Below are 26,755 nucleotides of genomic sequence, written 5' to 3' on the forward strand. Positions count from 1 at the left end.
CGAAGGAGGCAGGCACACGACCGAGCCCGAGAGTCTCGACGTGCGCCTGCCTCCTTGCTCCATGAGGAGCGGGGTGACCCGCAACCAGAGGTCAGTCCGCGGAGATGACCTCACCCACGGGGTCGAACTTCTTGGTCTCGGCGTTCCACGCGTACGGACGGAACGACTCGATGCCGAACGGGTCCGACTCGCCGTCGACCGAGAAGCTCACACCGTCGATGAACAGCGGCGCCTGGTAGTCCTGGGACTGAGCCGCCTTCATGATGCCGATACGAGACAGACCGTCATCCGAAGCCGCGGCCTCTTCGAGCGCGTTGACCGTGATGTCGGCCATCGCCCAGCCGCTGAGGACGTAGGACGACTTCGGGTCGGCGCCTGCGGCGGTCACGGCATCGACGTACTCCAGGACAGCCTCGTCGTCCTCGTACTCCTCGAGGATCGGCTCTTTGAACCACCGCAGGATCTCGACGCCGTCCGCGGCCTCACCTGCCGGCTCGAACACCAGCTTCGCGTCCGTGCAGTTGGACGGGACGATCACGAGTTCCGGCTTCCAGCCGGCACGACCGATGGCGTTCATCATCGACAGGCAATCAGTGCCGATGCCGCCGATGTTCAGCACCTTGGCGCCGGTCGCTTCAAGGGTCGACGCGGTGGTCGCCGGGTCGACGATCGGCTCGTTCTTGACGAGCTTGATGTCGGTGCCTTCGATGGCGGCCTCGAATGCCTCGGAGTAAGCCTGTCCCGACTCGTTCGGATTCGAGGCCATGGCGACCTCGACTCCGTCGGGGTAGCGCTCCTCGATCAGGCGAGCGATTGCAGCTTCCTCGATGGACGCCGCTGGGAGGTCCTGAGTGGTCCACGGGAACTGCACCGGGTCGTAGTACTTCGGCACGCTCGAGATCGCGTTGAGCAGCGGGACGCACTGCTCGTTCTGGTAGTCCGACATGGCGTCGACCTGGCCGCCGCCCAACGTCGACAGAACGTCGGCCTGGTCCTGGTCGATGAGTGCCTGGACGTTCGTCTTGGCGCGCTCGGGGGTGAATCCGTCGTCGCGCTTGATGACCGAGATCTCGACTCCGTCGATGCCACCGTTCTGGTTGGCAAGCTCAAAGCGAGCCTCTGCGCCCTGGAGCACCTGACCAATGGCCTGCGCGGCAGGACCGGACAGAGCTGCGGAGATGCCCACGACCAGCTCGTCAGTGATCTCCTCAGTGACGGCTGCGGGGTCGGCGCAGTTCTCGCTCGAGAGAGCGTCCTCTGCCGATCCGCTGGTGGTTCCCCCGGTGTTGGTGCCGCAGGCGCCGGCGAGGGCCAGGGTGATCGCCACTGCGACCACGCCGTACTTACTGGTTCTCATCGTGAACTTCCTTCACTGCTCGCATCATCTGAGTTCGGGCCGGGCGGCTGCTCGGCACCTCCTGCCGCCACCGACTTCTGGCCGGTCGCGTTTCCTCCCGAGTTCTGGGTCGACGTCGTAGGGCGCCGGGCTGCCGGGTGATCCGGCGGCACCACGCGCACGAAACGTCGGGCGATGATCTGCAACCGTCCCGCGATGCCCTCTGGCATGAAGAAGACCAAGACGATCAGCGTCACGCCAAACAGGACGCCTGAGATCGGTCCTGTCGTCCAAGTGCTTGTCAGCTCGGGCAGGAACACTGTGACGGTCGATCCGATCAGCGGACCGAGTAACGTCCCCGCTCCACCGATGAACATGGCCGTGATGAGCTCGATCGACTTCACGAGGGTGAAGGAGCCGCCGTCCGGCGACAGCGCTCCGACGTTCATTGCGAAGAGGCCGCCTGCGTAGCCGGTGATCGCGCCCGAGAGGCCGAAGGTGAGGACCTTCGTGCGGGCCACGTCGACGCCGTTGGACCTGATGGCGACCTCGTGGTCACGCACGCCACGCATGGCGATGCCCGTTCGGCTGCGCATGAGGTTCCGCACGAGGAGCATCACGACGACGAATGAGACGAAGGAGAGGCCGTACAACCACAGTCCGCGTTCAAAGCGGGTCAGACCGGTCCAACTCGGGGGCGTGAGGAATTGGGACCTGATGAGCAGGCCGGCGGCACCACCGGTGAAGTCGTCGAAGCGGCGAATGATTTCCGGGAAGGCGATGCCGAGCGCCAACGTGACGAGCGAGAAGTAGAGACCACGGATCCGTAGGGCGGGTACGCCCACGATGAGACCGACGGCGAATCCGAGTGCGGTCGCTATCGGCAGGGTCAGGATCGGCGAGTAGGCGTAGTCCAAGATCAGGATGCCGGTCGCGTACGCCCCCACCCCGAAGAGGGCGGAGTGGCCGATCGACAACAGGCCCGTGTAGCCGGTGGCCAGGTTGAGGCCGATGACGGCGATGGCCGTGATCAGGACGGCGGTCACCTGCGACATTCGGTAGACCGAGAGGGTCGTGCCGATGAGTGCAAGGCCGATGATCCCGGCAATGATGACGAGCACGACGATCCGGTAAGCGCGGCTGCCTTCGGCGAGGAGCACGGGGCTGCGCTCGGTTCGGGGCTCGGTCGCCCGTTCGCGGTCGGTGACTGTCGACATCACACACGCTCCAGTTCTTTGCTGCCGAAGAGACCGTTGGGCCGCACGACGAGGATGAGGACGATCAGGACCATCGCGGTGGTCTGCTGCATAGCGCCGCCGACGAGCGGGACGTAACCGGTGACCATGGCTTCGACGACGCCGATGATGAGTCCGCCGATCACGGCTCCGGCGAGGCTGTCGAGCCCACCCAGGAGTGCGGCGGCGCATGCTCCGATGAAGATCGGGAACATGGTCGTGACGGACAGCTGTTCGGGTGCCAGTGGTGTGGCGAGCGATCCGGCCAGCGCGCCGATCGCACCGGCGAGGCCCCAACCGAGCATCAGGATCCGGCTGGTGTTGACCCCGGTCAGTGCGGCGGATTCGGCGTTGTCGGCGACGGCTCGCATGTGCAGCCCGAGCTCGGTCTTAGTGAAGAGAAGCGTCATGAGGATGGTGACGGCGGCCAACGCGACCCAGGTGATGACTGTGTCGCCGTAGACGCGTGCACCGAAGAGCTCGAAGTAGTCTTCGAGGCCGTTGGGGACGATGCTCGGCATGACCTTGGTGTCAGTTCCCCAGATCAGCGCAACGGCGGCGTTGAGTCCACTGAAGAGTCCGAGCGCGACGATGAGAGTCGCGAGTTCGCTCTTTCTCTGCACGGGTCGGATCAGTGCTCGCTCTGCTGCGGCGCAGAGGACGAAGCCGGCGACCATGCCGGCGATGACCGCCGCCCAGACGGGCAGCCCTGTTCCGACGAGCCACCAGGCGAAGAAGGCGCTGAAGAGGGCAAACTCGCCCTGGGCGAAGTTCAGGGTTCCGGTGCTCCGGTAGACCATCACGAGGGCGAGGGCCAGGAGCGCGAAGATGGACCCGTTGGTCACACCAGCCAGGAGACGTTCGACGAAAAGTTCCATGGAGATCTCCTCAGTAACCCAGGTAGGCGCGGCGGAGCTCGGTGTCTTCACGAAACGACGCGGGCGTTCCGGAGCGGACCACACGCCCGACTTCGAGCAGGTAGACCGATGAGGCCAGGTCCATCGCGAGCTCGGCGTTCTGCTCGACGATGAGCATTGATGTGGCGTCTTCGCTGTTGATGTCGCGAAGGGTGGCGAACAGGTGTTGCACGATGCGCGGGGCCAGACCGAGGCTGGGCTCGTCGCAGAGCAGGACGCGCGGGCGTGCCATGAGGGCTCGGGCGACAGCGAGCATTTGCTGCTCACCGCCCGACAAGGTGCCTGCACGCTGGTCGACTCGTTCGGCAAGGACCGGGAACACGCTGGTCCACCGTTCGATGTCTTCCTCGATGGCTGCCCGGTCGCGGCGAAGCGCGGCTCCGACCCGAAGGTTGTCGAGCACCGTCAGGGTGCCCAGCGTTCCTCGACCCTGCGGGACCAAGGAGACTCCGGCGTTGACGACGTCGGCGGGCTTCGACCCGATCTCCACACCGTCGACTCGAATGCTGCCGCGTCGATCAATCAATCCGCAGATGGCGCGCATCGTTGTGGTCTTGCCGGCGCCGTTCGCGCCGAGAACAACAACGACCTCGCCGGCCGGCACCGAGATGCTGATGTCGCGGACCACGTCTGCCGCGCCGTAGCCGGCGCTCAGACCTGAGATCTCGAGGGCGCTCATGCTGCCTTGCCCAGGTAGGAGGCGACGACGTCCGGGTTCTCCTGCACCTCGCGCGGAGCGCCCTGGGCAAGGACTCGCCCGAAGTCCAGTGCGACGACGGAGTCGGAGATTCCCATCACTAGACCCATGTGGTGTTCGACCAGGAGCACGGAGAATCCAAGGGACCTGCTGAGGTCCTTGATCAGCACACCCAGTTCATCGACTTCGGAGTGGGTGAGTCCGCCGGCGGGCTCGTCGAGAAGAAGAAGTTGGGGCCGTGCGATCAGCGCCCTCGCGAGCTCGACGCGCTTGAGTGTGCCGAAGGGCAGACCATCAGCGTCCTCGAGTGCGACGTCGATCAGGTCGAGTCGCTCGAGCAGCTCCCATGCGTGCTGGCGGATCTCACGGTGAGCCCGGCGGGATGCCGGCAGGCCAAGCACTGAGGCGACGAAGCCTGTGTGCCCCAGCGCGGAGGCGCCCGACATCGTGTTCTCGAGCACGGACATCGATGGGAAGAGTGCGAGGTTCTGGAAGGTTCGTGCGATACCGGCACCGACGATGCGGTGTGGACGCATGGCAAGCAGGTCCGCGCCCTGGAACCGGATCGATCCGACCGTCGGCTCGTAGACCCGGGTGATGCAGTTGAAGAGGGTCGTCTTGCCGGCGCCGTTCGGTCCGATGAGCCCACAAATCTCACCCTGGCCGACGCTGAACGACACACCCGTCAGGGCGTTGATGCCGCCGAACGAGATGCCGACCTTCTCGATGTCGAGAACGTTCTGTGCAGTCACCGCAGTCTCCTGATCGCGCTACGTGCCACAGCACCCGTGTGCCGTGGCTCACACCATACAACTTTAGACAGATTATTTGAAGTCGAACATTTAAATCTCTGTACAGGTCTTCGAGATCGGTACGCGAGCGCTCAAATCAACGCGTTGAGGCGACCGACGCAGGCCGTCCAGGCCCATCGGCGTCGTGACGCAAGCTCCGACCGACGCGGTAGGCGGCGAAGGAGATCAGCACACCGACAATCCCGAGCCCCGCTCCCCCGAGCATCGCCAGGCTGTAGCTCCCCGTCAGGTCCCGGATCAAGCCCCAGAGCGGCAGCGCGGCCGCGAGCCCCACGGCGAACGCGGACAAGGCAAATCCGTAGACCACGGCGAAACGCTCCTGCCCGACAGCACGCAAGGTCACAAGCGGCAGGATGATCGTCGGCACCGACAGCGACAGCGCGGCCACCGGCAGCAAGAGGAACAACACGCCGCTTCCCAAGTCGCCGAACAGCGCGATCATCGGGAGTCCCAGGACGAATAAGCAGACCAACACGGTGTACAGCGCGATCACCCCGAGCCGGTCGTGGAGATAGCCGAGGATGGGCTTAGCGATCAGTCCACTGATCGAGTAGACCGAGACGAGCAGACCAGCTGTCGTCGCACTGACGCCGAGGTTGTCGTACACCGCGGGCTGGACGCTGACGAACGCGGACTCGAGGGCGAAGAGGAAGAACGCTGCTCCGAGCAGAGCGGTCACGATTGTGAACCCTCGCGTCAGGCGCCGCCCTCTATCTCGCGCGTCAGGTTCTGCCGACCCAGGTACCTCCGAAATGATCTCGGACGTTTCGCGCACCAGGAAGATGGCGGGGAGCACAGCAAACAAGACGACGAATCCGGCGATCGCCGTGAAGGCACCGGTGAATCCGAAGTTGGCGACGATCGGGGGGAAGACGAGGCCCCAGAGGAAACCACCGAACGAAAACCCAGTGGCCACGATGCCCACGACGGTCCCGCGCCGACTGTGGGTGTGCCAGACAGTGGTCAGGTGTGTGGCCACGAGATAGGTACACCCCGTCCAGGACACACCCAGAACGGCCGCCCAGGCGTAAAACGCTGCAAGGTTGGGCGCGAAACCCATCCCCACGAAGCTCGCAGCCACTCCGATGCTGCCGCCGATCGACATAACCCGAGCGCCGTGGCGTTCCAGCAACCGGCCTGCGTAGGTGTACACAGCGGCCGTCGACAGAGTGAAGACCGAGTACCAGATCAGGTACCTACCGGCACCCACGCCGAAGTGCTCGGTACCCGGCACCACCGTGAAGCCTGCAGCGGCAACGGTGGAGACCGTCACCATCATGCCGAAGGCCGCAATTGTGGCCATCAGTCGCTGGCTCCGGTACCGGCGATCGAGCACTGCGCTCGATCCATCGTGAGGAGTCGGGGTCATGGGCTTCCACCTCTGGTGCTGGGGTCGGTCGTGCTGGTCGTCACCGAGTCGACGTGCGGAATGTCAGGTGCGCTTGAGCTGGACCTGCTTCCACTCGAGCAGCTCCTCGACACCCGCGAATCCGCCCTCGCGTCCGATGCCGGACTTCTTGTAGCCGCCGAACGGAAGCTGGAAGGAGCCGCTCGAGAGGTTCACGCTGATGTTGCCGGCTTCAAGGCGAAGGGCGATCGGGATCGCACGGTCCTCGGACATCGTGAAGATTCCGCCCGCGAGTCCGAATTCGGAGTCGTTGGCCATCGCGATGGCTTCGTCCTCGGTCTCGTACGACTGCAGAGTGATGACCGGGCCGAAGACCTCCTCGCGCACGATGCGCATGTCGGAGGTGACGTCGGCAACTAGCGTGGGGCGGACGAAGTATCCCTGGTCCAGGCCCTCCGGTCGCCCACCGCCGGCGATGATCGTGGCGCCCTCCGCTCGGGCGATGTCGATGTACCGCTCCACCTTGTCGCGGTGTGACGCCGACACGAGCGGGCCGATGTCGGTGTCCGGATCGGAGGGATCGCCGACCACGAGGCCGTCGTAGTACTTGGCGAGCGCCGTACGCCACGCCTGCTCCTTCGCCTTCGGCACGAAGAGGCGCGAGTACGTCGTGCAGATCTGTCCGGCCTGGGCCATGGTTCCCGCGAACACGAGTGGGGCGTGCTCCGCCGGGTCGAGATCATCGAGGATGATTCCGCCTGACTTGCCGCCGAGCTCGAGGGTGAGTGCGGTGACGTTCTCGGCAGCGTCCTTCATGATCTCGATACCGGCCTCCGTGCTGCCGGTGAACGAGATGTAGTTGAACTCCGGTCGCTTGGTGATCGCTCCGAGTGACTCACGACGTCCGGGGAGGAAGCTGACCTGGCCGGCCGGGATCCCGGCGGCCTCGATCGCCTCGGCGAGGACGAAGCTGCCCAGCGGATTCTCCGTGGCGATCTTGATGACGATCGGGCAGGCGGTGAGGAGCGCCGGCGCCATCTTCACGACGGAGACGTAGAAGGTCGTGTTCCACGGCACGATCCCCAGGACCGGCCCGATCGGCTCTCGGACGAGCAATGCCTCGAGGTTCCCGACGGTCACCCGTTCGGGGTCGTCGGAGAGCCTCTCGACGTAGCCGATGTGCGCACGGACCAAGGCCGCTGCGCCGGCCGCCATGACTTGGCCGCTGCGGATCGTTCCTCCGAAGTCGTGCACGTACGCCTGCGCCACCCGGTCGGCTCGTGCCTCGATCTCGACCGCGAGACGCTCGAGGTACTCGGCTCGCTCGGCGTACGTGAGGTGTCGCCACGGGCTGTTCGCGAAGGCGTCGACCGCAGCCGCGATGGCACGGTCGACGTCTGCCTCCGACGCCTCGGGGATCGAGCCGATCACCTCTTCGGTGGTCGGATTGATGATATCGAGGCGGTTGCTGCTCGCGGGCTCGACCCACGCGCCGCCGATGAACAGCTGGTCCCGCGTGAACAGGTCGTCGTCGAGCTTGCGCTCGGTCGTGATTGTCATGGTGCTTCCTTCGGGAGTGCGAGTTCAGTGGTTGGCGATGACGCTTCGGGCCACGCCACCGCCGGTGAGCATGCGGGCGTAGCCGTCGTTGATGTCATCGAGTGCGATGTTCTGGGCAACGAGGTCGTCGAGGTTGAAGCGACCCTGCAGGTACAGCTCGGCGTAGTACGGGACGTCGACCTTGAAGTTCGACGAGCCCATCCACACTGCGCGCACGCTCGCGCCGCGGAGGATCTCGGCGCTCGGGAGCTCGAAACGCGCACCCGGGGCCTGCATGCCGACGATGTAGACGGTGCCGTCGCGGCCGAGCATCCGATATCCCTGGCCGAGCGGACCGGGCAGTCCGGTCATCTCGAAGGCGTGGTCGACACCGTGGCCCCCGGTGATCTCGGCCACCGCCTCCACCGGGTCGACGTCGCGGGCGTTGACACCGTGCGTGGCACCGAACTTCTTGGCGAGTTCGAGCTTCTCGTCCTGGACGTCGACAGCGATGATCTTGCGCGCGCCGACCAGGGCAGCCGCCTGGATGGCGTTGAGCCCCACGCCACCGGCACCGAACACCACGACGGTCTGACGCGGGCGCACCTCTGCGCACCGCATGACGACACCCGCACCCGTCGCCACGGCGCAGCCAAGGACGGCTGCGCGGTCGAACGGCACACGCGGATCGATTGCCACGAGCATGCTCTGGTGGACGATCGTCTGCTCGGCGAAGCTGCCAATTCCGAGGAACTGCCAGAGCGGCTCACCATCGGCTGTGGTCATGCGGGGAGGTGCACCAGCGGCGCGAGAAGCACGCTCGGGGTGCCGGCACCAGACAGGGCGGCCTTCGCGACAGTTGTCGCACTCTCCACACGACCCGAGGCCGCAACCGACCACATGGTCACCGATCGTGAACTCGGTGACACCCTCGGCCACCGCGACGACGACGCCGGCGAGCTCGTGACCGAGCAGTGCGGGGAACGGTGTCCCGCGATCCTCGGAGACGAAGTTCCAGTCGCTGTGACACAACCCTGCTGCCTTCACGTCGACCAGGACCTCACCGGGTTGCAGGTCGGAGAGACGGATCTGCGAGAGGGTGAACTGGTTCGCCGCGACGCGGTCCACCACTGCCGCCCGCACGTCTTGACGCGGTGCGTGTGTGGGCGCCTGGATCGTCGTGTCGGTCATGCGTTGACCCTTTCGGTCTCGCGGTCCGCGATCTCGCGGACAGCATGTGCGTGGTCGAACCCGGGGTAGCCGTCGGCGGCCACCGCGGAACAAGTCGTGCGGTAGGTGCTGAACCCGCCCAGGTATGCGAGGAATACGCGGGGCTTGCCGGGAACGTTGACGCCCATGTACCAGGACGCCGCCCGCGGATAGAGCGTGTGGCTGGCCAGTTCGGCCACCCGCTCGACCCAGTCCGCCTGCGCGGCCGCTGTGGCCTCCGTCCGGGTGATGCCTTCCCGCCGCAGGTGCTCGAGGTAGTCGGCGATCCACTCGACGTGGTGCTCGATCGAGGCCACCACATTGGTCAGCACCGCGGGGCTGCCCGGACCGGTGACGGTGAAGAGGTTCGGGAATCCGTGGACAGCGAGGCCGAGATAGGACGTCGCGCCTTCGGCCCAAGCATCAGCCAGGGGCCGGCCGTTGCGGCCGGTGATCTCGATGCGCTCGAGGGCACCCGTGACGGCGTCGAATCCCGTAGCGAGGACGATGGCATCGAACTCGTGCTCGTGGTCATCGACGACGATGCCATTTCGGGTGAAACGCTCGATCGGGTTCTCCCGGATACTGACCAGGGACACGTTCGGACGGTTGAAGGTCTCGTAGTACCCCGTGTCGAGGGCGAGCCGCTTCGTGCCGATCGGGTAGTCGTGCGGTTCGAGCAGCTTCGCGGTCGCCGGGTCCTTCACGATCTGGTTGATCTTGTCGCGTACGAACTGGGCGACGAACGCGTTGGCCTCCTCCGAGACCAGGGTGTCGTTCAGCGTTGCGGTGACGCCGAGCCCGGTGGTGCGCCAGCGGCGTTCGAGCTCGCCGCGTGCAAGCACGGGATCGACGTCGGCGAAGGAGCCCATGGGCTGCTCTCCGAGGATTCCTGCGCGGGTGTGGGTGGCGGCTTCCCGGAGCACTGGGTAGTTCGCCTTGGTGACCTGTCGCTCGCGGTCGGTCAGCGGCCGGTTGGCTGCCGGGACGGTGAAGGTCGCCGTCCGCTGGAAGACGGTCAGTTCGGCTGCCTGCTCGGCGATGAGCGGAATCGACTGGATCCCGGAGGAGCCGGTACCGATCACGGCGACCCGCTGGCCGGTGAAGTCGACGCCGCCCCGCGGCCAGCGACCGGTGTGGTGGATCGGACCGGTGAAGGTTTCCATGCCCGGGAAGCTCGGTTCGGACGGCACTGACAAGTTGCCTGTGGCCGCGATCAGGTACCTCGCCTCGAAGGTGGAGTCCTGGTCCGTCTCCACGACCCAGACGTCCCGGGCCTCATCGAAGGCCGCCGCCGTGACGGTCGTGTCGAACTCGATGCTGCGACGGACGTCCCAGCGCTCGGCGACGAAGTTGATGTACTCCAGAATCTCTGGCTGCGCCGCGTACTTCTCGGACCAGTTCCATTCCTGCTGGATCTCGTCGTCGGAGTAGGAGTAGAACTCCGACTCGAAGTCGCACCGCGCGCCCGGGTAGCGGTTCCAGAACCAGGTGCCGCCGACGTCCTCTCCGCGCTCGAGGACCTTGACGTCGTAGCCGAGCTCGTCGCGCAGCCGGTGGATCAGCAGCATTCCGGAGAATCCCGCCCCGATGACGACGACGTCGTGGCGCGAAGGTTCGGTGGTCGACTTGCTCATGACACTTCCTGTCTGTTCGTGAACACCGCGTTGCGGAGATACGCGGCAAGCCATTCGATGGCCTCGTTGCTGGCAGGCAGGACGTTCACCATCTGGAAGAAGGCGTGCATCTGCCCGTCAAAAAGTCGTTGCTTCACGGGTACGCCCGCCGAAAGAAGTCGTGCGGCGAACTCAACGCCTTCATCCAGAAGGGGATCGTGCTCTGCCAAGACCATGGCGGTCGGCGGGAATCGGGTCAGGTCATCGACCCGAATGGGACTCGCCCTCGGGTCGCTCCGATCCGCGGTGCCGAGGTAGTGGTCGAGGAACCAACGCATGCTGTCGCGAGTGATGAGCTGTTGATTCTGCGGGTCCACGTACGAGGGTCGACCGCTGTCCGTGTCGGTGACCGGGTATATCAGGAGCGCTGCGGCGATCTCGAGGCCCACATCGGCTGCACGCAACGCGGTGTTGATGGCGAGGTTGCCTCCGGCGCTGTCGCCCGCGACGACCCAGGGCTCTGCGCTTCCCGGGACGTCGGCGAATTGGCTTGTCGCCCACTGGAACGCGTCCCAGGCGTCATCGACTGGACCGGGAAACGGGTGCTCCGGCGCGAGCCTGTAGCCGATGAGGATCACTGTCGTGTCCGCTGCGGCCGCGAGGGTGCGCGCGAGGGTGTCGTAGCCGTCGATCTCGCCGAGGACGAAGCCGCCCCCGTGGAAGTAGATGACCGTGCCTCGCGGGCTGTCCGACGGGATGAAGATCCGTGCGGGAAAGGTCCCTCCGTCACGTGCCGGTACAGGCACATCGACGACCCGGTGCATCTCGGGGCCGCGACCGAACACTTCCCATGCACCGGCGCCGGCGGCCCGTGCTTCAGCGGGCGTGGAATCGACCAGGGGTCGCGTGCGGTTCTGCGCGATCGCCTCGAGCAGCTGCTGCGTCGACTGGTCAATCACGTGCTGCCCGCCCACTTTCACGCCGAGCGCGTTCGTGGCGCATGTCGGCTTCGTCTACATCGGTGTGACCCAGCCCACTGGCTGAGGCCCACTCAGTATCGAGACCCGGACGGTTGCAAAGCATTGGTCAGATGGCACACATGTGTGACCCACGTCGCGCCAAATGGCAGACGGACTACGACAACGCCTCGTAGATCGCCGCGATGTAGGCGTTCGAGCGGTCAGAGCCGATGATGCCGGGAGCCATCTTGTTCATGGCGTACGCGATGGTCACTCCGTCGTCGGGGTGCATCACCACCATCGAGCCACCCCACCCTCCCCAGAAGCAGGTCCGCCTGCCGTTGTCCGGGATGGAGGGAACTGTCTGCGGCTCCGGTAGGGCGAATCCCAATCCCCATCGCAGCGGAATGCCGAGCACCAGGTCGATGCCGTTCGCTTGCTCCTCGAAGATGCGGTCGATCGTGTCCGGGCTGAGCATCTTGGTCCCATCGACGACGCCGCCACGGGAGATCGGAGACAGCGTCCTCGCCAATGACCGCGCGTTCCCGTGACCGTTGTGGGCGCCCATGTCGGCTCGGCGCCAACCGAGTGTGTTGGCTGCCCTGGCGTCGCCGACCGGTCCGGTGAAGGTCTTGACCATCGGGTGATCGGGCGGGAGGGCGCTGAGGTCGAAGTCAATCGGCGGCGGAGGGATGATCTCGGCGACCCGGGGGTCGTCGGCTTCAACGACGCCGATCTGGAAGTCGGCTCCGAGGGGAGCCGCGATCTCTGTTCGGACGAACTCCTTCAGTGTCATGCCCGTGACTCGTCGCACGACCTCTCCGACGAGCTGTCCCAGGTTGCACGCGTGGTATCCAGAGGCGGTACCTGGCTCCCACCACGGCGCCTGACGCGCCAGTTGCTCCGTCGACCGCTCCCAGTCGTACATGTCCTCGATCACCCACGGCGTCTCCCAACCGGACACCCCGGAGGTGTGAGACATGAGGTGCCTGACCTCGACGGATCCCTTGCCGTTGGCGGCGAACTCCGGCCAGTACTCGGCGACGGGAGCTGAGAGGTTGATCAGTCCGCGGTCGGCCAGCAGCAGCGCTGCCATGTTGGTAACGGGCTTGGTCGAGGACCACACATTGACGATGGTGTCCTCGCGCCATGGCCGCTCGCGCGCAGCGTCCGCGTAACCGCCCCACAAGTCCAAGACCGTCTCGCCGTGAATGTCCACGTGGAGGGAGAGGCCTAGTTCCTCGCCCGACTGGAGGTTGTCGCCCACCAGCTTCTTGACATGCGCGAAGCGCGGATCGGCCGTGCCGTGGAGTTCGTCGGACATCGGGGCCCTCCTGGGGCTCGAGCATAACCGTGACCGCTGTCACGGCCGGCACAGACTAAGACGAACAAGACACACGGTCAAGAGTTGGACTGTTACAGTCGGACTTTTATGACCTCGGTATCAGACCTACCCACTACGCACCCGCGCCAGGTCGTCGCAATCGTGCTGCGCTGGCACCAGAAGGTCGGCCTCTTCCGCAGAAGCCAAGCAGTCGGACACGATCGCGGACTCTGGCACTGCATCACCGGATACATCGACCCCGGCCTCGACCCGCGGACGCAGGCCCTCCTTGAGGTTCACGAAGAGACCGGACTGCGTACCGTCGACCTTGCCGCACTCCACACCGGTCCGACACTGCAGATCGGCGACACGGGTGGTCACCAATGGATCGTGCACACCTTCGTCGGCGAGACCATGCATCGCAGGCTGCAGCTCAACTGGGAGCACGATCGGTACCGGTGGGTTAGTCCACGCGCAGTGGGTCGGTACACCACCGTGACTTGGCTCGACGAGGTCATTCAGGCGGTGGGCGCGGAGGCGCGCACCTGAAAACTGCGCAGCACCGTCGGCGTCGCAGCATTGCTGCTCGCGGTAGCGCTCGCCCAATACCGTCAATACCGCAGATTCGACGACCTGAGTCCGGGCGTCCGCGGCCGGGACGACGCAGGCCGTCCGCTCGAGGTCCGCAGTGACGAGCGCGACGACTGATTGAGCAAGATGCCTACCGCGAGACTCGTTCGGTATGCCGGTCTCCTGAACAGTGCGCGTGACGGGGCCGATGACGCAGGCCGCATCAATCGGGCTCTGCGCGACGTTTCGCTGATACCCACGCCCGGGACGGTGGACGCCCGCCCGGGCGGACCAACTGACACCTCAATGACTTTCCGTCCGACACTTCCTCACAGCGCCTCCCGTTCTCGGCACCCGCAGACCTACCGTGAGCTCGTCAAGGGCGCGTAGCGGACGAGGCTTCTGGGGCACCCACGATTTGATCGGTGCACAGATCTAGCCCACACCACACCCCGCTGCCCGCGATGAAACAGGTTCTCCCATCGCTTCTGAGCTTGGCGCCCGCGAGGTCGTCCTTGTCGACTCCCTCCCCCGCAACCACATGGGCAAGGTCCAGAGGAAGCAGCTCCTATCGAACTGACTCGTGAGAAGTTGAACCCACTCCGCGAGACGCCCTCAACGCCAAGGACGAAGTCCCTCCTCCGAGACGCGTGGACCATGCGCGTGTCCCGACCTCGAATGGACGGGCTGTCGGCTGAAGTCCGATGACTTAACGTGCGAACTCACTTCGCACCACGCAGACCCGACCAGTCAGCCCTGCATGACCGTCACTCGTCTCGCCCTCCTCGGGCACCGAGTGTGGGCGCAGCTCCGAAGCAGGGCCTCATCGGCCACCTACGCGGGTCTGCCCGACGCGCAGGCCCGCCGGAGCGAGCTCCGCGGCCCAGCGTGAGCCAGCAGCCAGAGTCGTCGCAGCTTCGGGAAGGAAGGGGAAGAGCGTGTACACGTGCACCGAGTCGTCCACCAACTCAAGTGTCACGTCCGCGCCCGCCGCCTTCGCCCGCTCGGCGAATCGCGTGGTGTCGCTCTCGAGAACCTCTCCACGGACCGCCGAGAGATAGAGCGGCGGCAACCCCGAAAGGTCGCCGAACAAGGGTGACACCATCGGATCGGTCGGCTCATGGTTCTGGAAATACGAGGCGCCCAGGACCGTCAGTGAATCGCGGTGGGAAGCGGGGTCCTCCCCTGAGTACCTGAGCACCGATGGTCCGCTGAGCGTCAGGTCCGTGAATGGACAGACCGCGAACACTCCTGCCGGGGCGGGAAGTCCTGCTCGGTCGAGGCTCTGCGCGAGCGCGAGCGCGATACCGCCCCCCGCCGACTCGCCGCTCAGGATGATTGTCCCCGGATCGACCCCCCGGGCGAGCAGCCCCCGGTAGGCGGCGAAGGCGTCGTCGATGGCAGCGGGATAGGGATGCTCGGGCGCGAGCCGGTAGTCGACCGTGAAGCACTCGGCATCGAACGAGGCCGAGAGACGGCCGGCGTACTCGAGGGAGCTGCCCGCCGACCCGAGGACGTACGCACCTCCGTGGAAGTGCAACAGGGTCCGCCCGGGATCGGTCACCGCCGGTGCTGCGACGCGCAGCGTCGGGACACCGTGCAGCTCGATCGACGTGACGTCGAGGTCCGGCGGGCTCGGGAACTGCGTGCGCAGGAACCGGTCGTAGGCGGCACGTTGACCCGGATGACCCGCCGCGATGTCCTCCTGACCGATCGCGCCTCGCCACAGGTCGAAGGCCCTCTGGCTCTCCGGTCGCTTCATGCGCACGCCTTCCTTGGCCGAGCTCAGTCCGATGACGTCACCGACTGGCTGGTCCATCGCCGCGACCGGGTCGTGACCCCACGCGAACTCCCACGAGGTCTGCGCCAACGGGTCGATCCGCTGCATGCCCTTCCAGCGCCCGTTGCGTGCCCGCACGGAGACCTCGTCGGGCTCGTGCGCCATCTTCACGGCGAAGCGTGCGCCGGCCTGGATGCGCGTCGTGCGGGGTTGGCGACGGCGCTCGTACTCGATCAGGGCCTCAGCGATGCCGGAGGACCCGTGCCGCTCCAGGCAGACTGCCAACGTCCACGCGTCCTCCATCGCCTGGCACGCGCCCTGGGCCAAGTAGGGCACCATCGCGTGCGCGGCGTCGCCGAGCAGGGTCACGCGACCCTGCGTCCAGGTGGGAATGGGATCGCGGTAGTACATGCCGGTGATGAAGGTGGAGTCGATCGCCTCCAGCATCCGCCGGACCTTGGGCTCGGCACCCTCGAAGGATCGGAGCAGCTCGGCGGTGTCGCTGGTGTCGGTCCACGACTCCCGGTGCACCTCGGGAGCAGGGACGGCGGCGAGCACGCTGTAGAGGTCCTCGCGCACCCAGTACGAGATGATGTTCCGCTGGACCCCGAACCAGTTGTTGCCCGCGACTGGCAGATCCAGTCCCTGGAGTCGCTCACGGGGGATCAGGGCACGCCACATCAGGATGTTGGCGAACTGCTTCTCCTCCGGCCCCACGATCAGGTCGCGCACCACCGAGTGGATGCCGTCAGCACCGACGACCGCATCGCCGCGGATCAGCTCTCCCGACGCGAGCCGGACCGTCACGCCTTCGGCGTCGTGGTCGACGCCGGCCACCGCCGAGCCGAGGCGGACGCATTCTTCCGGAAGCGCGTCGCGCAAGATGTCGACGAGGTCCGCACGGTGGACGTTGTACATCTTGGCGCCGTACCAGTCGGCGGCCGTCGCGCCCAGGGGTGCGATGTACAGGAGCTCGCCTGTGGCCAGGTCCCGGTAGTCGTACCGTTCGGGCACCGTCGCCACCTTGGCGAGCGCTGGCTCGAGGCCCAGCTCCCGCATCACGATCGTGCCGTTGGCCGCCACCTGGACGCCGGCCCCGATCTCGGTGAGCTCGTCGGCCCGTTCAAGCACGAGGACGTCGATTCCGTGGTGTCGCAGCGCCGCAGCGGCCGTCAGGCCGCCGATGCCGCCGCCGACGATGATGATCTTCATACGTAAGTCCTTCTGGGGAGAAGTGAAAGGAGGTCGACGGTTTTCGCGTCGACCGAGTCAGGACGTGCTGTCGCGCACCTGGAGGACGAGCTTCCCGGTGTTGGCGCCTTGATAGAGCGCCAGCAGCGTCTGGCCGAAGGCGTCCACGCCACCGTCGACCACGGTCTCCCGCGCCACCAGGGTGCCGTCCGCGATCCAGCCAGCGATCTCGCGCTCCGCTTCCGCGAACTCGTCCTCGTGATCGAAGATGACAAACCCGGTCATGGAAGCGCGGGCGACCAGAAGCGACATGTAGCGCCGCGGGCCGGGTGGCAGCGTGGTGCTGTTGTAGCTGGAGACGGCACCGCACAGGACGATCCGTGCACCGCGGGCCAGGTTCGCCAGTCCCGCGTCGAGGATCTCGCCCCCGACGTTGTCGAAGAAAACGTCTACCCCTTGCGGGGCCACGCCGCGCAGAGCCCGGCTCACGTTCTCGGAGCGGTAGTCGATGGCGTGGTCGAATCCGAGGTCGAGCAGCCACTGCCGCTTCTCCTCCGTCCCGGCCAGCCCGACCACCGTGCACCCCATCGCCTTCGCGATCTGTCCCGCGACACTGCCGACGGCGCCCGCCGCGGCCGATATCAGCACGGTCTCCCCTGCCGACAGGCGTCCGATCCTGAGCAGTCCGACGTAGGCGGTCATGCCAGGGATGCCCAGCGCCCCGAGCCAGGTCGGTGACTCCGCCGTTCGCGTGTCGATCAGCCGCACGCCCTGGCCGTCGCTGATCGCGTGCTCACACACGCCGAACATCCCGGTGACCGTGCTCCCCACGGGAAACCCGTCGTGGCGGGAGGCGACGACCGTCGCCGCCGCGTTGGCCCGCATCGCGTCGCCGATGGCGACGGGCTCCAGGTAGGAACGGACGTCGTTCAGCCAACCGCGCATGCCTGGGTCGACGGAGACGTAGTCCACAGCGACGACGAACTGTCCCGGTGCCGGGTCGGGGACCGAGCGGTCGAGAACCTCCCAGGTCGAGGCGTCGGGAAGCCCGCTCGGGCGTTCACGCAGGATGACGTCCCGCGAGGGCCACATCACTCGACCCCCACGAACTCGCCATCGACGGCGTGCGTCCACACGAGGACGTCTGCGGTGTGCGCGTTGCGTCTCTCGGGACCGAACGTGCCCGGCGTCTTGGTGAAGGTTTCCATCTCGATCCCGGACTCCCACGCCTCGACGATCGCGTTCCCGTCGGCGGACGGACCAGCCTCGCGCAGCGCCGCGACCACCATGGAGGCCGCGCCGGCGCCGCCGAGCTCGGGGAATCCACCGACCGGTTCGATCCCAGCCGCCTCGAGAAGCTCGTACAGACCCGTCTGATTCTCGAGCACAGCAGCACTGTCGATGATGTTGGCGACCGTGAAGCCCTCGGCCGCGGGACCCGCCGCCTCCAGGATCGCGTCCTGCGCCAGCGACATGCCACCGAAGCCGGGCACGTCCAGACCGATGGAGTCGGCCGCGCGCAGGAATCCCGAAGCCAGTCCCGTCGCGGAGACCGCCACGAACACGGCGTCCGGATCGGCGTTGCGCAGGCGCGACGCTTGCGCGGAGACGTCCGTGGCGTCGAGCGGTGCGCTGGCGGTGGCGACGATCTCCACGTCCCTGTTCTCCGCAGCCAGCTCCTCGAACAGCTCGGCACCGTACTGGCCGAGCGCGTCCTCCTGGTGGAACACGGCGATGCGGGTGTGTCCCTCTGCCACCATGCGGTCGAAGATCGCCGGAATCATCTCCTCGTCCCCGACGGTCGCCAGGAACGTGTACGGCCCGCTGATGCCGACCGCGGTGTTGAGGCCCAGGATCGGCACCTCCGCCGCGGTTGTCACGGCGCTCATGGCCTGGGTGGCGCTGCCGGTGGTCGAGCCGATGATGGCCACGACGCCCTCGTCGACCAGTGACTGCGCCGCCGAGGCGGCTTCTGTCGGGTTGGTCTTGTCGTCCTCGACGATCAGCTCGATCTTGCGGCCGTCGATCCCACCCTGGTCGTTGACGTCGTCGATGTAGGCCTCAGCAGCGTCGCGTTCCGGGATGCCGAAGGGTGCAGCCGGCCCGCTCAAGGACAGGACGACGCCCACCTTGATCGAACCGCCCTCGTCGTCGCTGGATCCTGCTCCGCAACTGGCGACGAGCAGACTGGATGCTGCGACGGCTGCGGCGACGTGCGTGAAGCGGATGATGCGTCGGTGTTGCATGGTGTCCTCCGGTTGGTGGGTCGAACGAGGTCAGTGAGTTCGGGGCTCGCCGGGGGGCGGTGCCGTCGATTGGAAGTAGGAAGCGAAGACTCGTTCACGGTCGTCGAGCTCTGCCGCCGGTCCGTGGTGGACGAGAGCACCGGAGCTCAGGACGAGGAAGCGGGTGCAGAAGGTCCGGATAAAGGCCGCATTCTGTTCCGCGACCAGTACCGCGATGCCCTCGTCGCGAATGCCCAGCAACGCCGTCGCGATGTCGTTCATGACCTTCGGTGCAAGCCCTTGGCTGGGCTCGTCCAGGAGAAGTACGTGCGGATCGCCCGCGAGCGCTTTCGCGATCGCGACCATCTGCTGCTCGCCGCCGCTCAGCGTGCCCACGCGAGCGCCGGATCGACGCGCGAGGAACGGGAAGAGTGTGACGCTGCGTTCAACCAGCTCGGCTCGGCGCGCCCGCGGCGCCAGGCGAGCTCCGAGCAGGAGGTTGTCACGAACCGACATCGGTCCGAACACCCCACGGCCCGTGGGCACGAGGGCCAACCCGCCGCGGGCGCGGCCGCTGGCAGACAACCGCGAGAGGTCCCGTCCCATGACGTGGATCTGACCGTCGCCGGCGACACGCCCGGCGAGGGACTCGAGCAAGCTGGACTTCCCGGCGCCGTTGGGGCCCAGCAGGCCGACGATCTCGCCCGTTGCCGCTTCGAGGTCCACGCCGTGGACGACCCGGAGACTGCCGTGGCGCGCGGTCACTCCACGCACGGTCAAGGTGTCTGTCATGCCGTGGCCCCGAGGTAGCTGTCCACGACTGCACGATTCCCGGCGATGGCCTGTGGAGTACCCGTGGCCAGCAGGCGACCACGATCTAGGACTGTCACCGTATCGGCGTGCTGTCGCACGAAGGCGAAGTTGTGTTCGATCAGGAGCACGCCGAGTCCGTGTGCGGCGAGGCCGCGAATCGAGCTCCCGAGCAACTCGAGCTCGGCCCCGCCGAGTCCGGCTGCCGGTTCATCGAGCATGACGTACCTGGGCTCCAGCAGGGTCGCTCGAGCCACTTCCACCAGACGCAGCTGCCAGACGGGGATCTCAGACCCACGCCGCTGGAGGACGTCGGTCAGTCCGAACCGCTCGGCCGCCTCATGGACGGCAGTGACATCTCCGCGTTCCTCGCGTCGGCAGCGGGGGGTGCGCAGGACGCTGCCCGGAAGCCTGGTGCGATTGAGACGGTGGCGAGCCATGGCGATGTTGTCGGCGACCGAAGCGTCCGGGTCGATCCGCGGAGTCTGGAACGTCCTGGCGATCCCCCGACGGGCCCTGCGGTGCGCCGAGGATCCCTCGGCCGCGATCCCGTCGATCCAGACGGTTCCACGATCGATGGCGACAAATCCGGTGAGGCAGTTCACCAGGGTTGACTTCCCCGCGCCGTTGGGTCCGATGAGACCGGTGACCTCACCAGGTTCGACGTGCACAGAGGCGCCGTCGAGTGCTTGTACGCCACCGAAGGCGACGTGGATGTCCGTGGCCGTCAGGCTCATGCGGAGGCCTTCTTCCTGAAGGGCGAGACCGGCGTGCTGCGGCGGATGCCGAGCAGACCCCGAGGTAGGAGCACGATCGCGGCGATGATCAAGAGCCCGTAGAACAGACCGGCGAGGTCCTCTGACGGCAGCAGGTCGAGCGCCAGCACCACGACGAGTGCTCCGACGACCGGGCCCACCGGCGAGTAGCGGCCTCCGATGACGGCCATCGCCAGCGCAGCGATCGACATCTCGATCGAGAGTGACTCGGGCGCGAGGTAGCCGCTGGAGTGCGCGAAGAGGAATCCGGCGAGGCCGGCGACGGCGCCGCTGAGGGCGAAGACCGCGCTCAACCGCACCGGCACGGCAACACCGAGGGAGCCCGCGAGGACCGGGTCGCTCGCGGCACCACGCACGGTCCTCCCCTCGGCTGAGGTGCTGATGTTCGTGGCGATCAGCACCACGAGGGCCACGACCGCCCAGACGACCAGGTGAGTTCCTTCGCGCGAGTCCAGCGGCGCGGGAGCCTCGATTCCGGGTAGTCCGATGTAACCACCCGTCAGATCCCCCCCGCGGGTCAGCGCGAAGTGGACCAGCTCGCCGAACAACAGGGTCGCCAGCGCGAGTGCCAGTGCGGACAGACGGACCAGGAGACGTGCGAGCACGTAGGCGAGTCCGGCCGCCAGGGCCATGGCAAGCACCATCCCTGCCCAGGGGTTCCACTCGTAGCGCGTGGTGACGATCGCGGACCCGTAGGCCCCCACGGAGGCGAACGCCGCCTGGCCGAGGGACAAGATGCCCGCCTGGCCGTAGCTGATGCCGACCGAGAGGGCCAGCAGCGCGTAGATGCCTGCGACTCGCGAGAGCTCGAGCGAGGACGGGTCGGACTGGATGAGGACCAGGGCGAGACCGGCACCGACGAGCACGACGGTCGGCCAAAGCAAGGACTTCACGGCCGGACCGTCCTGTCGTCGAAGTCGAAGACGCCGCTGGCCAGGACGATGAACACGAAGAGCACGGGCACGGCAGGCCCGATTCCCGCCGGCGCATAGCCCGAGCCGAGCGCCTCGACGACACCGATCGTGAGTCCGCCCAACACCGCCGTGACGGGGCCGCGAAGTCCGAAGAGGATCACCGCGCCGATCGCCGAAAGCGTCAGGCCGAGTCCGAACTCGAACGAAAGACCACTCGTCATGACCAGGAGCGCTCCGGCCAACGCCCCGAGCATCCCTCCGAGCACGAACACCAGCGACTGCAACCGGCTGACTCCGATCCCGACCAGGGACGCGTCAGCAGGGGAGGCCGCGGAGGCGCGCATCGCCCGACCGAGGCCCGTGTACCGCAGGACCACCACGATCAACCCGAGGATCACGGCGACGGCGGCGAAGTTCAGGAAGACCTGCGGATTGATCCGAACTCCGCCGATCTCGATCGGAACCTCGAAGTTCGCCTGGAACGCCGGATCGATCCCGAAGATGGCCTGGGCCAGTGACCCCAGGGCGATCAGCACCCCGACACTGACCAGGCCCGGCGCCATGGGATCGGTCGCCCCGAGGCGACGGAGCGTCACGAAGAGCGCAGCTGAGACCAGGCCGCACAATGCGCCCACCCCGAGGGCCAGCGCAAGGCCCGTCGAGCGGTCGCTGGCGGTGGCGAAGGCCATCCCCCCCATGACGGCGTAGCCGCCGATGGCGAGGTCGAGCGTGTGGGCGGTCAACCACACCAAGCTGAGCGGGATCGCGATCAGGGCGTACAGCGCCCCGAGGGCGAGGCCCTGGACGACGAACTCGATCATCGCGCCTCCTCTGCACGTGGGTTGCCGATGGCGCCTCGCGCGCGACTCCAGGCGGGCGGGACTTCGATCCATGCCCCGTCCGTGAGCCCGTCGCGCAGCTCGCGCTTCAAGGTCTTGCCCGCGGCGTTGCGCGGTAGCGCAGCGGTACGCAGGTGGAGCCGCTCGGGCACCTTGAAGGCCGCGACATTCGTCGCCACGTGCTCGATGACGGTGCGTGCCTCAAAATCCGGTCCCGGGACGATCACGGCTCCCACCCGCTCGCCCAATCTGGCATCGGGGATGCCAACGACGACCGCGTCCAGCACTCCGGGAGCGGCGAGTAGCGCGCTCTCGACCTCGACGCTGAAGACGTTCTCGCCCCCGCGGTTGATCATGTCCTTCAATCGGTCAACCAGATAGATGCGACCATCGGCGTCGATCCGGCCACCGTCGCCGGTGCGCATCCAGCCCTCGACCGTTTCAGGCGGTCGCAGACCGTCGGAGGCCCAGTACCCGCGGGTCACTGTCTGACCACGGACCACCAGCTCGCCAACCCCGCTGCGGGGGTCGGCATCCAGGATGCCCACGTCCATGGCTGGCACGGGGTAACCGATGGAGTCGGGGTGCTGGAGAGCCTCGTCACCCATGATCACGGTGGCCAGGGAGCTCGTCTCGGACATGCCGAAACCGTTGGCGATGACTGCCCCCGTGAAGCCGTCCGCGATCATCGCGACCAGCTCGGGTGAGACGGGCGCTCCGCCGTACACGGCCCACCGGACGCTCCGGACCCGCGATGGCGAGAACGAGGGGTCCCGCACCAGCGCGTAGTACAGCGCCGGGACCAGCACCAGGAAGTTGGCTCGGTGGCGCTCGACGAGGTCGAGGTACTCGGCCGCCTGGGGTGCGGCCTGGATGACAACTGTGCCACCGACCAAGAGGGTCACGATCATCTGTCCGCTGCATCCAGTGACGTGGAACAACGGCACGGCCGCGACCGTGGTGACCTGGCCCTCGTCATGTGACGGCAGACCGAAGGTTCGTCGCACCGACTCCACGACGGACAGCAAGGCCTCGTGGGAGGAGGTCGCTCCCTTCGGACCGCCCGTGGTGCCGCTGGTGTAGAAGATGGCCGCAAGGTCGCGCCCCGCCACACTCGAGTCCCAGATGGGGTCGCCCAGAGGGACCTCGTCGATCGATCGGAACACCCGCGCGGGGTCGCAGTCTCGCAGGATGTGCTCGAGCTCGGCGGGTGAGAGCCGTGTGTTCAACGGGGCGGCGATCGCTCCCGCCGCCATAATCCCGAAGAAGATTTCCACGAAAGCAGCGGAGTTGGAAAGGACCAGCGCGACTCGGTCGCCCGCCGAGACGCCCTCGCTCCGGAGTCCGCCCGCGATCCGCTGCACGCGATCCCACAGTTCCGCGTACGTGATCTCGCGTCCATCCACGTCAACCAACGCGAGCCCGTTGGGATGCGTCTCAGAGCAGTTCCGGAGCGCATGCAAGACCGACCGCGGCAAGGTCTCATAGCCAACCGCGCCGTCAGATCGGCGCAGGACGCCAGAGGCGCCCCCGGTTCCGTCCTGCCCGCGAGTGATCGGGAAGATGACGCCGCCGCTCGCGACAGCCGGTTGGGTGTGATGCATGTCATATACGGTCACGGTCAGGCCGCCGAATAGATACGGACGTCGGAACAGACTCCACACGGACGTTCTTGTTCGAACTCACAAATTCAGTCCAGGGCGCGCTCGCGGAACGATCGGACACCGCCGCCGCGGGGGACGCACTAGTCTTCCTCGATGCAGCAGCACAGCTCCGGCCCGCCATCTCGCCTAGGTGACCTCATCGAGGATATGCTCGGTTCACTCGACGTCCTGGCCGTACGCCTGCGCGACCGACTCTTCGAGGAGACCACGGGCTACCAGTTGCTCGACCCCGACGCCATCCTGGTGGAGTTCGCAGCCAACTTCGAGAGCGTACTGAAGTCGTGCCGGCCCGACGCTGCTGGACCCTCGCCGAAGGACATTGCGGAGGCCGAGGCGAGGGGCGCTGATCGTGAGCGTCGGGGGATTCCGCTCGAGGACGTGCTCCGTGGTTGGCGAGTCGGGGTGGAAATCGTCTTCGAGCACGCGCAGGCGGTCGTGCAGGAGTTCGGCAGGTCCCCGGAGCTTGTCATCGATTTCACGCGGGCAATCCTGCGATCGTCGGACCTCTACACTTCCGCGACGGCACGGGGACATCGTCACGCCGAGCTCGAGATGACTGTGGCCTCCATCGAACGACAGGTTCGCCTCGTCCGACAGATGCTGCTGGAGGAGGGATCTGCAACTGAGTCCCTCGAGCTGTTGGATGCGGTCGGACTACCGGCACAAGCGCAGATGCGGGCGTTCTGCGCACCTCACGAGTCACCGAGCGGACGGTCCGAAATGGCTCGATGGGTGGGGATGGACCGGCCCGACCGGCCCCCGCTCGGCATCGTGGCGGCCGTCGAGCAACACCTCATCGGGTTCTTCGTCACGATGCCTGCTCAGGCCCCAACCCTCCTCACGGCGGTGGGATCCTCGGTCGACCGTATCGACCTCCCCCGATCCTTCCGCGAAGCCCGACGAACCCTTCGCGCGGCGGTCGCCTGCGGGATGACGCCGGGACTGGTGACCCCCGACGACCTAGGGCTGATGCTCGCTGTTCACGACGATCTCGACGTCCGGGAGACGATGTCACGTCGCTACCTCGTACCTGTGCTGCAAACGCACGCGGGCGAAGCGGTGCTCGAGACAGTTCGATCCCACTTCTCCCATCGGCAACAGGTACACCAAACTGCTGCGGCGCTGTTCGTCCACGCCAACACCGTGCGATACCGCCTCAACCGGTTCGAGGAGCTCACTGGCGCGGACCTGCGTGACGCTTGGACGATCGCTGAGGTGGCGTGGGCGCTCCGCTCCCACGCCCTCGAGGATGGCAAGCCAGTCACGCCGGGCCGGGACCCGCGCCCGGGCTCGCCGCTGCCCGCCGGGCGACCCCGATCCGCGAATCCGCGACGCCGACGTCAGGGAGAGTCCGAGAACGACGATCTGACGTTCAAGTAGGCTCGCCGATGGTATTTCGTGATGGGTTGACGGGCGTCGCCGTGTGGTCGACCGGACAACCCGGGAACGTGACCTCACCCGTTTCGTTCGCTGCACTAACCGCAGCGAACGCCGGAGGCCCATCACGCGGCTGAGATGTCACGCGACATGTCGACAGATGTGGGCAAAATGTGGGCACGGGTCGGAGGCTCCCGCCCCTGACGGATGGCAGCAATCCCTGCCATGTCAGCCGTTTCTGGTGGCCGGCACCTGGCAATGGCGGTGGGATTGCAGCCCATCGGCGCAGCTCGACCTATCCGATTGCCCAGTACGACTCGTCCGTTTCACGGAACCTCCGGCGGCCGCAATGCCAGACGGCGTCAGCGGTTGGGCGCCGGGGAAGCGCCGGGTTGCGTGGGGACTGGGACGGGGAGCCGCCCCGTCGCCGGAGCAGCCGGTGCCTGTCCGGTCCGCGCGGCCGACCGGTAGAGGGGATCCAGTGCAGCCGATCGACGAACGGCCTCAACAGAGGCGCTGTACGCCAGATCGAGGGGTTCGCGGATGATCCCGCGCGCCGGCTGCGGGAGGATGATGGCTCGCGCCTGGTGGAGATCAGCGGCCGAAACCAGGGAACCAAGATTGCCGTTTCGAGGTACCCGGTCCCGGAGCTGACGGTTGATGGCTCGGGCCGGAGCCATGAGTTCCCGATCATCAACGAGGTCCCGCGCGGCGGCGGTGAGTCCCATCGAGGTGGCCAGGTGTGCCGTGAACGATTCGAAGATGTCGATGTCCTCAGCGCGTGAGGTTGGTGACGCGAGATCAGCGAACTGGGACCGGACGCCTTCGCCGACGGTCAGCAGGTCTGTAGACGGCAGGGCATGGCCGAAGCTGAAGTCGCCGGCCACCTTCGCGACGTCTCGCCAGGCAGTTGCTGCTCCGGCGATGGCGGGATCCATCCGGTCGGCGGTGAGGTGGTCGATGACGCCGAGGGAGTGCGCTCGCGCTGTCGCCGCGCGGAAGGCGTCGAAGGTTGCGACTTCCAGGGTGGCGACGTGATGCAGGGTGACTGTGGACCTGTCGGACATGAGTGCGCGATGGGCCAGAACGTCCCACCGTCCGAGGGCGACGGCAAGCGAGTCAGCCGGGGTGTCCGGTCGGAGGGAACCGGTCAGCGCGAGCGTCTCGATCGCCTTGAGCCTCTGCGACACGACTCGTGCGGCGGTCTGCTCGGCCGTCGAGTCCGCTACCCGGCGAAAGGCCAAGTCGAATGCGTGATCTCGTGCGCGTTCGGACACCAACTCGGATCCGATCCACAGCACAGCAGTCAGGAGTCGCTGCGCCGTCTCTACATCGGTGGAGGAGTCCGGGGGCGTGGCACGGGTCGCTGCGACCAGAGCGGTGTGCACCGGCTCGAGAGCGGGACTGGGATTCGCGTTTCCTGGCCACGACTTGCTCTGCTCCGAGGACGCCATTGCGGCGGACATCAGGGAGATCCGTTCAACGGTGCGGGTCGGGTCAGGTGCCGGCAGCCGGTCGTGAGCCGCGTGGGCAGCCTTCGCGACTAGCACCCAGCCGCGCACGAGCTCTCCTGCGTCGAGGCCACTGGTGGTCCGCGCCCGGAGCATGTGCATCTGG

General features: G+C 66.7%; 22 protein-coding genes. 2 read left to right on the plus strand and 20 right to left on the minus strand.

Annotated features, from left to right (window positions below):
• Positions 1 to 91: 91 nt before the first annotated feature.
• The 11 genes from LO931_RS06875 to LO931_RS06925 all read right to left on the minus strand — a co-directional run bounded on the left by LO931_RS06875 (position 92) and on the right by LO931_RS06925 (position 12,992).
• Entirely contained in the window at positions 92 to 1,357 is a 1,266-nt protein-coding gene (locus LO931_RS06875) for an ABC transporter substrate-binding protein (RefSeq protein ID WP_229052542.1), read from the minus strand.
• Positions 1,354 to 2,553, minus strand: a complete 1,200-nt coding sequence (locus tag LO931_RS06880) for a branched-chain amino acid ABC transporter permease (RefSeq protein WP_229052543.1) — start codon at positions 2,551 to 2,553, stop codon at positions 1,354 to 1,356. Before LO931_RS06880 ends, LO931_RS06875 begins: the two co-directional genes overlap by 4 nt.
• Positions 2,553 to 3,500, minus strand: a complete 948-nt coding sequence (locus LO931_RS06885) for a branched-chain amino acid ABC transporter permease (RefSeq protein WP_229052544.1) — start codon at positions 3,498 to 3,500, stop codon at positions 2,553 to 2,555. Before LO931_RS06885 ends, LO931_RS06880 begins: the two co-directional genes overlap by 1 nt.
• A complete protein-coding gene (locus LO931_RS06890; RefSeq protein ID WP_229052545.1) occupies positions 3,460 to 4,167 on the minus strand; it encodes an ABC transporter ATP-binding protein in 708 nt (235 codons plus the stop codon). The genes LO931_RS06885 and LO931_RS06890 overlap by 41 nt, the downstream gene beginning before the upstream one ends.
• A complete protein-coding gene (locus LO931_RS06895) occupies positions 4,164 to 4,937 on the minus strand; it encodes an ABC transporter ATP-binding protein (protein ID WP_229052546.1) in 774 nt (257 codons plus the stop codon). Before LO931_RS06895 ends, LO931_RS06890 begins: the two co-directional genes overlap by 4 nt.
• Before the next feature lie 136 nt (positions 4,938 to 5,073).
• Positions 5,074 to 6,366 carry a nitrate/nitrite transporter gene (locus tag LO931_RS06900; RefSeq protein ID WP_229052547.1) on the minus strand — a complete coding sequence of 431 codons (1,293 nt, stop codon included), beginning with the start codon at positions 6,364 to 6,366 and terminating at the stop codon, positions 5,074 to 5,076.
• A gap of 63 nt (positions 6,367 to 6,429) precedes the next feature.
• Positions 6,430 to 7,905, minus strand: a complete 1,476-nt coding sequence (locus LO931_RS06905; RefSeq protein ID WP_229052548.1) for an aldehyde dehydrogenase family protein — start codon at positions 7,903 to 7,905, stop codon at positions 6,430 to 6,432.
• 24 nt (positions 7,906 to 7,929) lie between these two features.
• Entirely contained in the window at positions 7,930 to 9,075 is a 1,146-nt protein-coding gene (locus LO931_RS06910; RefSeq protein WP_229052549.1) for a zinc-binding dehydrogenase, read from the minus strand.
• A complete protein-coding gene (locus LO931_RS06915; protein WP_229052550.1) occupies positions 9,072 to 10,730 on the minus strand; it encodes an NAD(P)/FAD-dependent oxidoreductase in 1,659 nt (552 codons plus the stop codon). The genes LO931_RS06910 and LO931_RS06915 overlap by 4 nt, the downstream gene beginning before the upstream one ends.
• Entirely contained in the window at positions 10,727 to 11,668 is a 942-nt protein-coding gene (locus tag LO931_RS06920) for an alpha/beta hydrolase (RefSeq protein WP_229052551.1), read from the minus strand. The genes LO931_RS06915 and LO931_RS06920 overlap by 4 nt, the downstream gene beginning before the upstream one ends.
• A gap of 175 nt (positions 11,669 to 11,843) precedes the next feature.
• The gene (locus tag LO931_RS06925) at positions 11,844 to 12,992 is read right to left on the minus strand and encodes a serine hydrolase domain-containing protein (RefSeq protein WP_229052552.1); all 1,149 of its coding nucleotides are present in this window, start codon (positions 12,990 to 12,992) and stop codon (positions 11,844 to 11,846) included.
• Positions 12,993 to 13,100: 108 nt separating this feature from the next.
• On the opposite strand from LO931_RS06925, the gene LO931_RS06930 reads away from it, so the two are divergent.
• Positions 13,101 to 13,541 (plus strand): NUDIX domain-containing protein, encoded by a 441-nt coding sequence (locus LO931_RS06930; protein WP_229052553.1) that lies wholly within the window; start codon positions 13,101 to 13,103, stop codon positions 13,539 to 13,541.
• An 844-nt stretch (positions 13,542 to 14,385) separates the two neighbouring features.
• On the opposite strand, the gene LO931_RS06935 is transcribed toward LO931_RS06930, so the two are convergent.
• Genes LO931_RS06935 through LO931_RS06970 form a run of 8 tightly spaced genes read right to left on the minus strand, consistent with a single transcriptional unit; the run spans position 14,386 to position 23,701 of the window.
• A complete protein-coding gene (locus LO931_RS06935) occupies positions 14,386 to 16,554 on the minus strand; it encodes an alpha/beta hydrolase fold domain-containing protein (protein ID WP_229052554.1) in 2,169 nt (722 codons plus the stop codon).
• 57 nt (positions 16,555 to 16,611) lie between these two features.
• Positions 16,612 to 17,625 carry an NADP-dependent oxidoreductase gene (locus tag LO931_RS06940; RefSeq protein ID WP_229053102.1) on the minus strand — a complete coding sequence of 338 codons (1,014 nt, stop codon included), beginning with the start codon at positions 17,623 to 17,625 and terminating at the stop codon, positions 16,612 to 16,614.
• Positions 17,625 to 18,779 (minus strand): ABC transporter substrate-binding protein, encoded by a 1,155-nt coding sequence (locus LO931_RS06945; protein ID WP_229052555.1) that lies wholly within the window; start codon positions 18,777 to 18,779, stop codon positions 17,625 to 17,627. The genes LO931_RS06940 and LO931_RS06945 overlap by 1 nt, the downstream gene beginning before the upstream one ends.
• A gap of 30 nt (positions 18,780 to 18,809) precedes the next feature.
• Complete coding sequence (locus LO931_RS06950) at positions 18,810 to 19,523, minus strand: ABC transporter ATP-binding protein (RefSeq protein WP_229052556.1); 714 nt, start codon at positions 19,521 to 19,523, stop codon at positions 18,810 to 18,812.
• A gap of 23 nt (positions 19,524 to 19,546) precedes the next feature.
• Entirely contained in the window at positions 19,547 to 20,305 is a 759-nt protein-coding gene (locus LO931_RS06955; protein ID WP_229052557.1) for an ABC transporter ATP-binding protein, read from the minus strand.
• Positions 20,302 to 21,237 (minus strand): branched-chain amino acid ABC transporter permease, encoded by a 936-nt coding sequence (locus LO931_RS06960; protein ID WP_229052558.1) that lies wholly within the window; start codon positions 21,235 to 21,237, stop codon positions 20,302 to 20,304. Before LO931_RS06960 ends, LO931_RS06955 begins: the two co-directional genes overlap by 4 nt.
• Positions 21,234 to 22,079, minus strand: a complete 846-nt coding sequence (locus tag LO931_RS06965) for a branched-chain amino acid ABC transporter permease (protein WP_229052559.1) — start codon at positions 22,077 to 22,079, stop codon at positions 21,234 to 21,236. The genes LO931_RS06960 and LO931_RS06965 overlap by 4 nt, the downstream gene beginning before the upstream one ends.
• Complete coding sequence (locus LO931_RS06970; RefSeq protein ID WP_229052560.1) at positions 22,076 to 23,701, minus strand: class I adenylate-forming enzyme family protein; 1,626 nt, start codon at positions 23,699 to 23,701, stop codon at positions 22,076 to 22,078. The genes LO931_RS06965 and LO931_RS06970 overlap by 4 nt, the downstream gene beginning before the upstream one ends.
• Positions 23,702 to 23,854: 153 nt before the next feature.
• On the opposite strand from LO931_RS06970, the gene LO931_RS06975 reads away from it, so the two are divergent.
• Positions 23,855 to 25,141 (plus strand): CdaR family transcriptional regulator, encoded by a 1,287-nt coding sequence (locus LO931_RS06975; RefSeq protein ID WP_229052561.1) that lies wholly within the window; start codon positions 23,855 to 23,857, stop codon positions 25,139 to 25,141.
• Positions 25,142 to 25,500: 359 nt separating this feature from the next.
• Here the strand turns inward: LO931_RS06975 and LO931_RS06980 are convergent, their stop codons facing one another.
• Positions 25,501 to 26,751: a hypothetical protein gene (locus LO931_RS06980; protein WP_229052562.1), complete on the minus strand. Its 1,251-nt coding sequence runs from the start codon at positions 26,749 to 26,751 to the stop codon at positions 25,501 to 25,503.
• Between the last annotated feature and the right edge of the window lie 4 nt (positions 26,752 to 26,755).

The organism is Aeromicrobium sp. Leaf350 (assembly GCF_916858655.1).
Lineage (GTDB): Bacteria > Actinomycetota > Actinomycetes > Propionibacteriales > Nocardioidaceae > Aeromicrobium.